This window comes from Streptomyces rubellus (assembly GCF_036323805.1).
Lineage (GTDB): Bacteria > Actinomycetota > Actinomycetes > Streptomycetales > Streptomycetaceae > Streptomyces.
Map to the genome: position 1 here is coordinate 256,841 of NZ_JAZDCX010000007.1, position 13,866 is coordinate 270,706.

The 13,866-nt window shown below is 75.4% G+C and carries 11 protein-coding genes; 8 read left to right on the plus strand and 3 right to left on the minus strand.

Annotation, left to right across the window (positions count from 1 at the left end; all coding sequences use genetic code 11):
• The first annotated feature begins 92 nt into the window (after positions 1 to 92).
• On the plus strand, positions 93 to 995 hold the full coding sequence (locus tag V1L54_RS11065) for a Gfo/Idh/MocA family protein (protein WP_330117750.1): 903 nt from the start codon (positions 93 to 95) through the stop codon (positions 993 to 995).
• 61 nt (positions 996 to 1,056) lie between these two features.
• Here the strand turns inward: V1L54_RS11065 and V1L54_RS11070 are convergent, their stop codons facing one another.
• Positions 1,057 to 1,605, minus strand: a complete 549-nt coding sequence (locus V1L54_RS11070; RefSeq protein WP_330117751.1) for a hypothetical protein — start codon at positions 1,603 to 1,605, stop codon at positions 1,057 to 1,059.
• Positions 1,606 to 2,154: 549 nt separating this feature from the next.
• Here V1L54_RS11070 and V1L54_RS11075 point away from each other — a divergent pair.
• Genes V1L54_RS11075 through V1L54_RS11095 form a run of 5 tightly spaced genes read left to right on the plus strand, consistent with a single transcriptional unit; the run spans position 2,155 to position 6,635 of the window.
• Positions 2,155 to 3,672, plus strand: a complete 1,518-nt coding sequence (locus V1L54_RS11075) for an ATP-binding protein (protein WP_330117752.1) — start codon at positions 2,155 to 2,157, stop codon at positions 3,670 to 3,672.
• 27 nt (positions 3,673 to 3,699) lie between these two features.
• Complete coding sequence (locus V1L54_RS11080) at positions 3,700 to 4,086, plus strand: roadblock/LC7 domain-containing protein (protein WP_100205309.1); 387 nt, start codon at positions 3,700 to 3,702, stop codon at positions 4,084 to 4,086.
• Positions 4,083 to 4,463: a DUF742 domain-containing protein gene (locus V1L54_RS11085; RefSeq protein WP_330117753.1), complete on the plus strand. Its 381-nt coding sequence runs from the start codon at positions 4,083 to 4,085 to the stop codon at positions 4,461 to 4,463. The genes V1L54_RS11080 and V1L54_RS11085 overlap by 4 nt, the downstream gene beginning before the upstream one ends.
• Entirely contained in the window at positions 4,444 to 5,094 is a 651-nt protein-coding gene (locus V1L54_RS11090; RefSeq protein WP_330117754.1) for a GTP-binding protein, read from the plus strand. The genes V1L54_RS11085 and V1L54_RS11090 overlap by 20 nt, the downstream gene beginning before the upstream one ends.
• Positions 5,091 to 6,635: a cytochrome P450 gene (locus V1L54_RS11095; RefSeq protein ID WP_330117755.1), complete on the plus strand. Its 1,545-nt coding sequence runs from the start codon at positions 5,091 to 5,093 to the stop codon at positions 6,633 to 6,635. Before V1L54_RS11090 ends, V1L54_RS11095 begins: the two co-directional genes overlap by 4 nt.
• A 91-nt stretch (positions 6,636 to 6,726) precedes the next feature.
• Here the strand turns inward: V1L54_RS11095 and V1L54_RS11100 are convergent, their stop codons facing one another.
• Both V1L54_RS11100 and V1L54_RS11105 read right to left on the minus strand, forming a co-directional pair.
• On the minus strand, positions 6,727 to 7,767 hold the full coding sequence (locus V1L54_RS11100) for a terpene synthase family protein (protein WP_330117756.1): 1,041 nt from the start codon (positions 7,765 to 7,767) through the stop codon (positions 6,727 to 6,729).
• Between the two features lie 361 nt (positions 7,768 to 8,128).
• Positions 8,129 to 10,891 carry a helix-turn-helix transcriptional regulator gene (locus V1L54_RS11105; RefSeq protein ID WP_330117757.1) on the minus strand — a complete coding sequence of 921 codons (2,763 nt, stop codon included), beginning with the start codon at positions 10,889 to 10,891 and terminating at the stop codon, positions 8,129 to 8,131.
• Positions 10,892 to 11,164: 273 nt separating this feature from the next.
• On the opposite strand from V1L54_RS11105, the gene V1L54_RS11110 reads away from it, so the two are divergent.
• Both V1L54_RS11110 and V1L54_RS11115 read left to right on the plus strand, forming a co-directional pair.
• Positions 11,165 to 11,425 (plus strand): hypothetical protein, encoded by a 261-nt coding sequence (locus tag V1L54_RS11110; RefSeq protein ID WP_330117758.1) that lies wholly within the window; start codon positions 11,165 to 11,167, stop codon positions 11,423 to 11,425.
• Positions 11,426 to 11,602: 177 nt separating this feature from the next.
• The gene (locus tag V1L54_RS11115) at positions 11,603 to 13,864 is read left to right on the plus strand and encodes an FUSC family protein (RefSeq protein WP_330117759.1); all 2,262 of its coding nucleotides are present in this window, start codon (positions 11,603 to 11,605) and stop codon (positions 13,862 to 13,864) included.
• Positions 13,865 to 13,866: the final 2 nt, after the last annotated feature.

The following is a 13,866-nucleotide window of genomic DNA, read 5'->3' on the forward strand; positions in this document are numbered from 1 at the left end:
CCCCGGCACCCGGCGGCACGCCGCGGCGGGCGTCCGGCATAGTGGCGGAGCACTCGATTCCCCGTTCGACGGCACATCCGAGGAGACACGGTATGAGATTCGGCCTGCTCGGCACCGGTCCCTGGGCGGAACTCGCCCACGGCCCCGCCCTCCAAGCCCACCCGGAGGCCGAGCTGGTGGGGGTGTGGGGCCGCCGTCCCGAGGCGGCGGCGGACATCGCCGGACGCTTCGGCGCCCGGCCCTACGCGGACGTGGACGCCCTGCTCGCCGACTGCGACGCGGTCGCCGTGGCGCTGCCGCCGGACGTACAGGCGCCGCTGGCCGTGCGCGCGGCGCGGGCGGGCCGCCATCTGCTGCTGGACAAGCCGGTGGCCACCACCGTGGCGGCGGCCCGCGAGGTGGCCGGGGCGGTGGCGGAGACCGGGGTGGCCTCGGTCGTCTTCTTCACCCTGCGGTTCCGGCCCGAGACGGTGCGGTGGCTCGAGGAGCAGCGGGCCGCGGGCGGCTGGCAGCTCGGCCGTGCCGACTGGCTCTCCTCGATCCACGACAGCGGTGGCAGCGACAGCCCGTTCGCCGTCTCGCCCTGGCGGCGGGAGAAGGGCGGGCTGTGGGACGTCGGCCCGCACGCCCTGTCCGTGCTGCTGCCGCTGCTGGGCGACGTGGCGGACCTGGAGGGCTCGGTGGCCGCCGTGGCCGGTCCGGGCGACCTGGTCCAGCTCGCCCTGCGCCACACCTCGGGTGCGGTCGGCACCTGCGCGCTCGGCCACACCGCGGCCCCGGCGGCGGCCGTGACCGCGGTGGAACTGCGCGGTGCCGCGGGTACGGCGGTCATGCCGGAGGGGGAGACGGACGCGGTAGCGGCCTTCGGCAACGCCGTGGACGCCCTGCTCGACTCCGCCCGCACCGGCCGGGCGCACCCGTGCGACATACGGTTCGGCCTGCGGGTGACGGAGATCCTCGCGGCCGCCCAGGACCGGCTCGGGGCCGGCCGCTGACCCGGCCGGGCGGCGGGAACAGCGCACCGGTGTGCCCCCGCCGCCCGGCCCCGGCGGGAGGTCACTCCCGGCGCAGGCTGACCCCGCACTCCGCGCACAGGGTGTGGGTCCAGTAGCCGACGCTCCACGACACCGTGGCGGTCGGCCCGCCGCAGACCCGGCACACCGGGCGGTCACCGGGGCCGGGCGACTCCGGCAGACCGCGCAGCACCCGGCGCACCACCACCGGCAGCGGCTCGGTGGGATGGCGCCCGGGGTCGGGGCAGTAGGCGATGCGGTCACAGCCGCGCTGCCGGGCCCGCCAGGTGTCCCCGGGCGCCGGCCGGCGGCGGCCGGCGCGCTTCTCGCGGGCCCGCCGCTCGGCGTACTCGGTCTCGGCGGTCAGCCACACCAGCCGGGCGGCGTGCAGCTCCTCGACCGCCCGCACCAGTGACTCGGGGTCGCGGCCCGGGCACCGCGGTATCCCGGCACTCGTCCGCAGGTGGTGATAGGTGGCCCGGAAACCGTACGGCGCGAAACGGACCACACACGACCTGAGATCGCTCAGTCTCCACTGCACCGGCCGCGCCGGGTCGTGCACACGGGCCCGGTGGGTACCAAAACTGCTCATCCCCGCCCCCTGTCGTTCTCTCGGATGAGGATGACCGCACCATGCCTCATCCGGAAGGCGGGGCGGGGGCACTTCCCGGCATTTCCCGGAAGGCGTCCGGCACTCGCGGGCCGCCCGGCGGGACGACGGTGCGGATGTTCGGTTCTGGCCATGGTTTTCCGGAGTGTGCACCACCGTAAAACGCCATGAAAGCCCAGCGTTCCGCCGTATCGCCTTTTGTGCGCCCCCGTGCGCAACCGCAGATTCCGGCCGCGTCTGTCAAGTCTCTGCGGCGGCTCCCGGGAAGCCCCTATGCTCCCTGTCACGCAGCGAGTCGTCCCGGTTACGTCTTGTTGCCGCCGTGTGCGGCGCCGTGGCGCCGATGCGCCCCGAACGGGGGCGGCCGGGGGGCTCCGGCACGTTCGGGGCTCCTCCCGGCAGGGATGGCGTATGCCAGAGGCCACCGCCACCGGCATGCGCAGCCCCTGCCGGGAGGGGCCCGGTCACCCGGCCGCCCGCCGCCCCTCACCGCACCCGGCCCACCGTCCACCCCGATGCCCGAGGATGCCCATGGAGCCCATGGAGCCCGCCGACTCGTTGCCGGGCGGCCCGCGCGCCGCCTCCGGCGGTGTGTGGCTCGTCCCCCCCGCGCTGGTCGCCGCCTGCGCGGTCGTGGCCGTGGCCGCCGTCACGGACCAGGCCCGCGCCGCGGTCGCCTGGTGCGGCGCGGCCGCGGTGCTCGCGGTCGCCGCGGCCGCGTACGAGGCGGCACGCCGGGGGCGTGCCGTCGCCGCCGCGGACCGGCGTGCGGAGTGCCTGCTGGAGGACATCGAGCGGTACTGCCGCGAGGTCATGCCGCCGATCGTCACGGCCGTGCAGCGCGGTCAGTCGCCCAACGACGTACTGCCCGACCGGCTGCACCCGGCCGACGCCGACCCGCGGCTGGTCGCCGCCCACGAGAAGCTGACCCGGCTGGTGGTGCGGGCGGTTCAGGACCGCGAGTACCAGCGGGACTCCGCCCGCCGCGCCATCGTCAACATCGCCTGCCGCATCCAGGCCGAGATCCACCGCCTCCAGGCCGACCTGCGCCGGATGCAGTTCAAACACCCCGGCCCGGAGATCCTGGGCGACCTGATGCACCTGGAGCACGGTGTCAACGTGGCCGGCCGGGTGGCCACCAGCCTGGCCGTCCTGGGCGGCGGCAGCCCGGCGCGCCAGTGGCAGAAGCCGATCTCCCTGTACGACGTGCTGCGTGCGGGCAGCGCGCCCATCGCCGAGTACCTCCGCATCGACCTGCACCGCATCGCCGAGGTCGCGGTGCGGGGACCGGCGGTCGAGCCGTTGAGCCTGGTCTTCAGCGAGCTGATGGACAACGCCACCCGCTACTCGCCGCCGAGCACCAAGGTGGTCGTCAACACCGAGGAGGTGGCGTCGGGAATCGAGGTGTCCATCGAGGACAAGGGCGTGGGACTCACCGAGGAGACCCGCCGGCACGCCGAGTTCCTGCTCGCCCAGGCGCTCGACGGCCTGGACCTGGAGGACCTGGGCGAGACGGCCCGGGTGGGGCTGCGCGTGGTGGGCATCATGGCCGGCCGGCTGGGGCTGCGGGTCTCCCTGCGGCCCTCCACCTGCGACGGGGTGCGCGCGGTCGTCTTCGTTCCGCAGGAACTGCTCACCGCCATGCCGATGGACGCCTACCTCAGCCTCGGCGGCCGTCCCCCCGGCATGGTGACCCGGCGCCCGGCGCCGCCGGTGCCCGGGCCGCGCCGGGAGGCGGCGGTGGGCCCGGCGGCGGGCCTGGAAGAGGACACCGTCGTGGAGCGGAACGCCAACGGACTCCCGCAGCGCCGCCGGCGCGTGACCGGGCCGGTCACCGGACCGGGCGGCGCGACCGGCGCGGCAGACCGGATGGCGGCCGGACGGTCGGCCCTGGACGTCCACCCCGACATGGGGCTGTGGATGGGCGCCTTCTTCGCCAACCCCGACGGCGCACCGGACGGTCCCGGCGGCCGGGGAGGGCCCGCGGCACCGGACGCCGCCCCGGGCCCCGGACCAGACGCAGAACCAGTAGCGGAATCAGGTGAGTAGCACGTGACGCAGCAGCGCCTCAAGAACATGGACTGGTTGCTCAAGGACCTGGCCGTCACCGTCCCCTACACCCGGCACATCGTGCTGCTGTCCGCGGACGGACTGTGCATGGCGCAGTTCGGCACCGACAAGGACGCCGCCGACCGGCTGGCCGCCGCCTCCTCGGGGCTCAAGAGCCTGGCCCAGTCGGTGGCCGCGGAGTTCCCGCACAGCGCGGGCGGCGTACGCATGGTCGTCCTGGAGGTGGACGGCGGCTTCTTCTACCTCATGGCCGCCGCCGCCAACTCCTATCTGGCGGTGACCGCCGACGAGGGGGTGGACGCCGCGCTGATGAGCCAGCGGATGAGGGACCTGGTCATCCGGATCGGCGACCATCTCGCCACCCCGCCCCGCGCCGCCGGGCAGGCCCCGTGAGCGGGGGCGGGAGCCGGGAGGAGCGGGGCTGGGAGGAGGGCAACCCCGTCCCCCTGTACATCGTCACCGGCGGACGCACGGAGGCCGGGGACGCCCAGGTGCTGGACCTGGTGACCCTGATCGTGGCCCGGTCCGAGCCGAAGCCGGGCATGCGGCCCGAACACGTCTCCATTCTGCGGATGTGCGCCAACCCGCTCTCCGTGGCCGAGCTCTCGGCATATCTGGACCTGCCGTTCAGCGCCGTCCACGTGCTGCTCGCGGACCTGCTCGCCGACTCCCTCGTCGAGGCCCGGCAGACCCGCGCGGCGGACACGACCGCGGCCAAACCCGACGTCGAGATCCTGAAAGCGCTGATCGATGGACTACAACGACTCTGAACTGCCCCTGGGGCCGCGGCGCGAGGATCTGCTGCCGACCTCGACCGAGCGGTCGGTCAAGGTGGTGGTCGTCGGCGGTTTCGGCGTCGGCAAGACGACCATGGTGGGTTCGGTCAGTGAGATCCGCCCCCTGACCACCGAGGAGACGATGACCCAGGCCGGGGTCGGCGTGGACGACCTCTCGGGCGTGGAGCGCAAGACCGAGACGACCGTGGCCATGGACTTCGGCCGGATCACCCTCAACGACCAGCTCGTCCTCTACCTGTTCGGCACCCCCGGCCAGCAGCGTTTCTGGTTCCTGTGGAACGGCGTGATCGCGGGCGCGCTGGGCGCGGTGGTGCTGGTGGACACCCGTCGGCTGGCGGACAGCTTCCCCGCCATGGACCGTCTCGAACAGACCGGGGTCCCCTTCGTTGTCGCCGTCAACAACTTCCCCGGCGCCCCCGTGCATCCGGTCGCCGACCTGCGGTCGGCCCTGGACCTGCCCGAGAGCGTCCCCCTGGTCAACTGCGACGCCCGCCGGCTCGACTCCAGCCGCGACGTCCTGCTGACGCTGATGCACCACCTGTACGACCTGCACGAACTCCGCGATCCGCAAGACCCAGCCACCGTCTCCCGGGAGGCACTGTGAGCACCTCCTCACCCGGCCCCGATCTGCCGCGCCCCTTCTCCGCGGCTTCCCCCGCGGCTTCCCCCGCGGTCTCCCCCGCGGTTCCCTCCGCCGCCCCGCCGGGCTGTCCCGCCCACCAGGCCGGCCCCGGTGTCCGCGGGGTCCGCGGCGGCGCCCACGACGGCGCCGTCCGGCTGTACGGGCCCGCCGCCTCCGCCGATCCCATGGGGACGTACGAACGGCTGCGGACCCAGCACGGCCCCATAGCCCCCGTCCTGCTGGAGGGCGACGTCCCCGCCTGGCTGGTCCTCGGCTACGACGAGACGCTCCAGGTCGCCCGCAACCCCCGCCGCTTCACCCGCGACTCCCGGCTCTGGCGCGACTGGCGGGAGGGCCGGGTCGCCGAGGACTCCCCGGTCCTGCCGATGCTGGTGTGGCACCCCGACTGCCGCTCCCAGGACGGCCGGGAGCACCAGCGGCTGCGCGGCGCGGTCAAGGAGAGCCTGGAGCGCTTCGACCGCCGCGCGGTCCGCCGTGCCATCCACCGGCTGGCGCACCTGCTGGTCGACGACTTCGCCGGAGCCGGGCACGCCGAACTGCTGAGCCGGTTCGCCCAGCAGCTGCCCATGCTGGTGCTCACCCACCTGTTCGGGCTGCCCGAGGAGGAGGGGCCCGGACTGGTCGAGGCCAGCCGCCAGCTGGTCAGGGGCACCGAGCGGGCGATCGAGGCCGACCGCCTGATCCAGGCGACGCTGACGCGGCTGGTCGCGGACAAGCACGCCTCGCCCGGCCCCGACCTGGCCTCCTGGCTGATCGACCACGAGGCCCGGCTCACCGACGAGGAGGTCCGGGACCATCTGCGGCTGGTCCTCGTCGCCGCCAACGAGACCACCACCAACCTGATGGTGAACACGCTGCGGATGGTGCTCACCGACCCCCGGTTCCGCGGCACTCTCAACGGCGGCCAGATGACGCTCCCGGCCGCCGTCGAGCAGATCCTGTGGGACGAGCCGCCGCTGATGGTGTGCCCCGCCCGCTTCCCGACGTACGACGTGGAGATCGCCGGGCACCAGATCCGCGAGGGCGACCTCCTGCTGCTCGGCCTGGCGGCCGCGAACGCCGACCCGGCCATCCGGCCCTTCCCCGGCGCGGACATGCACGGCAACCGCTCGCACCTGTCGTTCGGCAGCGGGCCGCACGAGTGCCCGGGCCAGGACATCGGGCGGGCCATCACCGGCTCGGGGATCGAGACCCTGCTGAGCAGGCTGCCGGATCTGCGGCTGGCGGTCCCCGAGGAGGAGCTGAGCTGGACCTCCTCCACCTGGTCCCGTCACCTGGACGCCCTGCCGGTGCGGTTCACACCCCGCCACGACCGGGGGCACTCCCCGCGCCCGGCCGCCGCGGCGATCACGGACGTCCCGGGCGCCTCGGACGTCCCGGACGGCACGGCGGACGGGCTGGTGCGGACCGCGCGGCCGGTGGCGTCCCGTACGGCGCCGCGGTCGCCGGCCCGTGGACGGAGCGGCCTGTGGCGTCTGCTGCGGTGGCCGCGGCGCGGATGACCTCCGGGAGAGTTTCCGGGGAGGGAAGGTCCGGTTCCGGCCGCACCCCGGCGGAAGCCTCCCCGTTCCGCCATTCCCTCCCCGGCCCACCTCAGCCGGGTCCGCCCCCTGTCCCCACCCGCTCCGGCGGGGACAGGGGGCGGGTCACGTCCTCCACGAAGTCGGGCCCGGCGCTCCCGGCCGCGTAGCGGGCCGAGGCCACCCCCCAGGCCTGGTTGCCGGCCATCCAGGCGCACAGGCCGTCCAGGTACCGGGTGAGGTCCGACCGCCGGGCGTCCAGCCCCCACCGCGCGGCGCACTGCCCCTCCGCGTGGGCGCGCACCTCCAGGAACCGTTCGACCCGCTCCCGCACCAGTTCACGCACCCACGCCACAGCCCGCTGCCGCGAGCAGCCCGTGGTGCGCTGTCTGACCAGCACGATGTTGTGGGGATCGCCGCGGGCCTCCTCGCGCTCCACCGAGTGCACGTCGTTGCAGAGGAAGACCACGTCCCCCGCGCACCGGTTGAGCTCCCGCAGTTCCGCGCCGCCGTGGACGGCGGGCGGTAACTCGAAGTGGTGGGCGCGCTCGATGAGGTCGAAGCAGGACGCGGTGCCGACCGCCCGGCGCCGCAGCCGGACGTAGGAGTCCTCGTCCAGGGCGACCCGGTGGCGCCGGTTGCGGGCCTCCGCCACGTACGCCCGGAAGAACCGCGCCCAGTTGTCCGCGGCCCGTCTCCGCCAGGCCGGGGACATCCCCTCGGCGCTGCGCCGCCACACGTCCGCGTAGGCGGTGACGATCGGCACGTCGAGCGCGGGCCGGGCCCCCGGCTCCCGGTAGGCGATCGCGGCCAGTTCCCCGGTGAGCCGTGCCGCCTGTGCGGGCTGCCGTCCCAGCGGCCCGTCGAACTGGTCGTCCAGCGGGAACCCCAGGCACACCGCGTCGGTCACCAGGTCGAGGTCCGGCCCGGTGACGTCCGGGTACGCGTAGGCCGCCAGTTCGGGCAGCAACCAGCTCCGGTAGCGGTGCAGCGCGGCCGTGCTCCGTACCAGGCCGCGGCCGTGTGCCCAGGCGATGTGGTGTTCGCGGGCACGGTCCGTGTCGGGGTTGCTCCCGGTGTCGAACGGCAGGAAGAAATCGATGTCCTGCGGCACGCTGCTCTCCCCTCCCGGTGGCCCCGCACTTCGGCCGGGCGCGAAATCCCCATGGGCATGGGCCGAACCGGTGTTCCCGGCGCATGGGCCACCGGTATCTGCCCCGGCGCGACGAGAGGCAACCGGGGGCCGGGGAGCATGTCCGGTTCCCGTCCCCGGGGAGCGGAGGACGGGTGCCACCGGGAGACACGGTGCCGACCGTAACCGGCCGCGGACGTCCGGTTACGGTGTCGGTGCGGCGGAGGCGGGCCCGGGTGGCCGGGACCGCGGAGCCCGTGAGCGGGAGGTGTTTCTCGCCACCGCGGGCGTCGCCGCGCGTTCCGGCCGGAAGCCGGCTGCGGATCCGGGTCGGCCCCGGCCCTCAGTTCCGGACACCGGCACCCGACAGGGTGCCCTCCACCACGTCGCGGAGCTGTGACCGGGCGGTGATGCCCAGTTTGGGGAACACCCGGTAGAGGTGGGAGCCGACCGTGCGCGGCGAGAGGAACAGCTTCTCCCCGATCTCGCGATTCGTCAGGCCCCGGGCCGCCAGCCGGACGATCTGCTGCTGCTGGGGGCTGAGTTCGGCGAACGCGCCGGGCGCGGTGCTGTCGGCCTCGATGCCGGCGGCGCGCAGCTCCGCCCGCGCCCGCTCGGTCCACGGCCGCGCGCCCAGCCGCCGGAAGGTCTCCAGGGCGGCGCTCAGCAGTGGGCGGGCCTCGGCGATACGGCGCTGTCGCCGGAGCCACTCCCCGTAGTCGAGCTGTGTCTGCGCCCGTTCGAACGGCCACTGCTCACCCGCGGCGTCCGCGAGCGCCGCCCGGAAGAACGGCTCCGCGTGCCCGGGATCCGCCAGCAGGGCGCGACCCCGGCCGACCAGTGCGGCCACCCGTGCGGACATGCCCGTACCGAGGCGTCGCACCGACCGCTCCAGCAGTTCCGCGGCCTCCTCCCGCCGTCCCTGGCGGACGGCCGCCGCGGCGAGTTCGGCCAGGAGGGTGTGGGAGACGTGGTAGTGGACCGGATCGCCGTCGTCGGTGAAGGCGGAGCGGAACTGCGTGTACGCGGTGTCGTAGTCGCCCTCGGCCACCGCCGCCAGTCCCAGCGCCCGGCGCGCGAAGACCGCGACGGAACGGCTCTCCAGCGGATCGACCAGGGCCAGCGCCCGCTCGGCGAGCCGGCGTGCGGTGGCCGGGTCGCCGAGCAGACCGACCACCGTGGCGTCGAGCGCGTGAGCGCACGCCGCGGCGTGGTCGAGTCCGGCCGAGGACGCCACGGCCGCGATGTCGGCCGCCACCGAGCGGGCCTCGGCCCACCGGCCCTGCTCCAGATAGGCCCAGCCGGCCGCGCATCCCAGTCCGTCCGGGAGGGGGCCGTGAGCCTGCCACCGGTCGAACGCCTCGTCGAAGGTCCTGGTGGCCAGAGCGGTCCGGTCGAGCAGCCAGGCGACGATGGCCAGCGCGGTCAGACGCCTGGCGTCGCCCCCGGCCCCGGCGATGAGCTCGGGCAGCACCGGTCCGAGGGACGCCCCCGCGCCGCCGGGGTCGGAGACGGCCCGCACCCAGGCGTGCAGCGCCGCCCTGGCGGGATCGTCGGGCACCCGGGAGAGCAGGGCCTGGATCTCCCGTCGCTGGGACTCCGCACCCGAGTAGTAGCGCACCACCGCGGCCGCGGCGAGCGCGTCCAGCACACGGGGCGACCGGGCGGCCTCCGCGTCGCCCGCGACGCGCATGAGCAGGGCGAAGGCCGCCGTGTGGTGGGGGCTCATGGCCATGAGCTGCCCGGTGGCCAGCGAAACCCTGCCCGTCAGCGCCGGGTCGTCGGTGCACTCGCGGACCTCGGCGGCCAGGCGTTCCACCCAGCCGAGCTGACCGGTGAGGACGGCCGCGGCGGCGGCCTCCACCAGGAGCTGTGCCCGGTCCGCACGCCGCGGGCTGAGTTCCGCGGCACGCTCCAGAGCCGCGGCGGCGGCCGCGTGGCCGCCCCGGCGCCGCGCCCGGTCGGCCGTCCGCCGCAGGGCGGCCGACACCTCCCGGTCGGGCCGTACGGCCGCGGCGGCGAGATGCCAGGCGCGGCGGTCGGGTTCCTCGCGCAGCAACTCCGCGAGAGTGAGGTGCGCCCGGCGGCGTTCCCCGAGCGACGCGGCGTGGTAGACGGCCGAGCGGATCAGCGGGTGACGGAAGGAGATCACGGATCCGTCCTGGCGTACGAGACCGGCCCGGTCCGCGGGCGCCCACGCCTCGTCGTCCGCCTCGGGGAGCCCCAGGGAGGCCGCCGGCGCGTCCGCCGCGTCCGCGGCCGCGAGCAGCAGCAGGACGCGGCGGGTCGGTTCCGGCAGGTCCGCCGCCTGCCCGGCGAAGATGCGCTCCAGCCGGTCGGTGACCGGCAGTGGGCCTTCCACACCGCTGCCCTCCGAATGCCGGACCGCGGTGGCGTGGGCGAGTTCGACCAGGGCCAGCGGGTTGCCGGCCGCCTCCTCCAGGATCCGCACGCGGGCCCGGCCGGTGGGCGGCGTCGGCTGCCGGTCGAGCAGCAGGTTCGCCGCCTCGCCGTCCAGCGGGCCGAGTTCGAGGCGCTCGTACCCCTTGTCGAAGCCGGGGAGCGCGGCCGCGGTGCGGACTCCCACCAGGAGCGTGACGGGTTCGCTGTCCATGCGCCGTGCCACGAAGGAGAGGACGTCCAGCGAGCCGCGGTCGATCCACTGCGCGTCGTCGACCACCACCAGGAGCGGGGCCGTCTCCGCCAGGTCCGACAACAGGGTCAGGACCGCCAGGCCGACGAGTACCGCGTCGGGGGGCTCGGCACACTCGTCGAGCCCCAGGACGGCCCGGAGCGCGGAGCGCTGCCGCGGCGGCAGGTTCTCCGCCTCGCCGAGCACCGGGCGGAGCAGCTGATGAAGACCGGCGAACCCGAGGTGCGCCTCGGACTCGCCGCCCACCGCCCGGAGCACCCGGCCGCCCGCGCTCCGCGCGTGGTCGGCCGCGAGGGCGAGGAGCGTGCTCTTGCCGGCGCCGGGGTCGCCCGTGAGGATCACCACGTCGCTGCGGGACCGGCCGGCTTCGACGCGCCGGATGATTTCCGCGGTCTCGGTTTCCCGGCCCACCCCCGGCAGATCCGGATTCCGCCCCGAGCGCTGGGTTCCCACGAGCCCTTCCACCACTTTCCACGGATGCTCCAGGGAATGGAACTCATCCGATGATAGTCCGGGAGCGTCGCAGCCGTGCCCGCGGGCCGCGGCACCGATGCGGTACCGATGCAGTCATGTGACGCATACCGCGGCCGTGCTCCCCGGACGCAGAATCGGAGCGGGCACGGCCGCGCCTCTCCCGGGCCGGTGCGGCCGGCCCGGCGGTGGACCCGCGCCTCCGCGCGGACGGGAACCACCGGAGCCGTACGTCCTGACCGGGAAGGCACTGTCGTGATCACCGAATGTCCGTGGCTGGTGGGTCTCGCGTTCCGCACGCCGTGCGGCCGGCTGGTGCGCCACTTCTGTGTCGTCGACGGCGCGGCCGACCCGGACCGCGCTCGCGAGGCCGCGCTGGAAAGGGCGGACGACCCGCGTGAACGCGCGGCCCGCGGCGGCCTGCGGCGGGACGACGGGTGCGTGGAGATACGCCGGGTGCTGCGTGATCCCCTGGGGACGTGGCGGCTGTCCGCCCCGGTGCCGCGCACCGGGTGAGTCCCCGTGGCCGTGTGCCCCGTGGCGCCCTTTCCGGATCCGCCTTCGCCGGAGCACGCCGGCCGCGACGGACCGGGTCCCCTCCGGCCGGGCGGCACGGCGACGGCCGGTCAGCGGTCCCGGACCGCCGGCCCCGGGCACGATCGTGCACACACGAGAGGACATACGAAGATCCCCATGGTGGCAAGGACGACGGCATCGCCGGGGGACCGCTTCGCCGCCTTCGACCCCGGGCTGACGCGTCTGACCTCGGCGACGCGCGCCGTGCTCGGCGCCGCCGTGACACTCGCCGTGCTGACCGCACTGGGCGGATCCGGCACGACGCTGCTGGTCGGCGGTTTCACCGCGATGGCGACCTCACTGGCGGTCAGCGACCTGCACCCGCGCAACCAGCTCGTCACACTCGGGCTCGGGGCACCGCTCTTCCTCGCGGTGCTGACCGCCGGCGCCGTGCTGGCACCGTACCCGGCGGCGGCCAAGGCGGCCTTCCTGCTGCTGATCCACCTCGCCGTCCAGGCCCGCAGGTTCGGTCCGCGCGGGCTGGGACTGGGGATCTTCGGTTTCATGGCCTTCTTCCTGGCCCTGTTCGCCGAAGTCCGGGCGGACCGGCTTCCGCACCTCGGGGCGGCGGTGCTCGTCGCGTTCGGGGCCGTCGCGGGCGTGTGGTGCTGCGTGGGCCCGGTGACGGCGTCCGGCGTCCTGGCGCGGCTGGGGCGCACCTTCGACGCGCGCCTGCACGACGTCCTGCGGGACACGGCCTCGGTGATCACCGCCGGCCGGGGTGCCGACGCGCGCGTCCGCTCGCTGGAGCGCCATCTGGACGGGCTGCACGCGACCGTGCTGCTGATCGAGGACTTCCTCGGCGAACGCCCGGTCGGCGAGGCCGCCGACGACCTCCTGCGGCGCGTCTCGCGGACGGAGGTGGCCGCGCAGCGGCTGGCCGTCCGCGCGGTCCGCGCGCCGGCGGATCCCGGCGGTCCGGCGGAACGGGCGGTACGGCGGCGGCTCGAGGAGCGGATCCTGGCCCTCGGGCACCGGTCCGTCGCGGGGGCGGCCGGCAGCGGCGGGCAGCGCGGGGAGAAGCACGCCGACGGCGCGGCGGACCACTCGGCCGGATCCGCCTTCCTGCGGGACTGTTTCCGGGCCGTCGACGAACTCGCCGCGGCCCTGCGGACGCCCGTCCCGTGCGCCGGCCTCCGGGTTCGGGGCGGAGCACCTCCGTGCAGGCCCGCCCCGTCCCGGGCGCGTGCCGTCGGGGCCGCGCCGCGCGGGGCGGGGGACGCCGGGAGCCCGGGGCGCGGGGTGACCCGGCGGGCCTGCCAGGTGACCGCCGCCTCGGCACTCGCCATGGCGGGCGGTCATCTCCTGTCCCCGGACCTGTGGTACTGGGCCGTCGTGGCGGTCTGGGCCGTCTTCGTCGGGACCGAGAGCACCGGCGAGGTGCTGCTGCAGTGCGTCCGGCGGCTGACGGGCACGGTCCTCGGCGTGGTGTTCGGCTACGGCCTCGCCGCCCTGGCCGGCGGAGACGGCCCGCTCCTCCTCGGTCTGCTGCTGGTGTGCATGTTCGGCATGTTCTTCACCCCGCCCGCCACCTACTGGGCGGTGACCTTCTTCCTCACCGGCATGCTCAGCATGCTGCTGGCACTGCTGGACACCTTCTCGGCGGACGTGCTGCTCGTGCGCGTCCAGGAGACCGCGCTGGGGGTGTTCTGCGGTGTCCTCGCCGCCGTCCTCGTGCTGCCCACCACGGTCCGCCGGGCCGGCGACGAGGAGCTGGCCGGCTTCCTGCTGACCCTCGGCCGTCTCCTGCGGGCCGCCGCGGAAGGCGGGGAAGCGGGGACCCCGGCGGACCGGATGCGCGCGGCACACGCCCTCGACCGGGCACGGGAGTCCTTCCGGAAGGCCTGCCTGCCGCTCACCCACCCGCTCAATCCGCAGCGCGGCCGCCGCCGCCGCGCCCGCCACCTGCTGGAACTCGTGGGAGCCTGCGCGTACCACGCGCGGAGCCTGGCCGCCGCGGCCGACTGTCCGCCGACAGGGCGCGGCGCGGAGTACGTCCCCCGGCTCGCCGCCGCGGCCGGCCACGCGCAGGAGACCCTGGCACACCTGGTCCGCGTCACGCGCCACCGGCCCGGCGCCGCCCCGCCCGCGGTCCGCCCCGGGGTCACCAGGGCGCTGTCCCTGCTCTCACAGGAGCGGCGGGCGAGCCGCCACCCGCTGTCGCGGGAGCAGCGCATGCTGCTGCACGTCCGCCGTCTCGACGCGACCCTGACCGCGCTGGCGCGCGTCCTGGACCCGTCCGTCCCGGAACGGGCCGGCCGCGCCGCGGGTCCGTCCGGGGGCGCCGGAACCCCGTCCCCGCGCGGTGCGGTCCCGGCGCCGGGGCGCGGGCCGTACGGCGCGCCCGGACCGTGCGCGCGGATGCAGTCACCTGACTGATA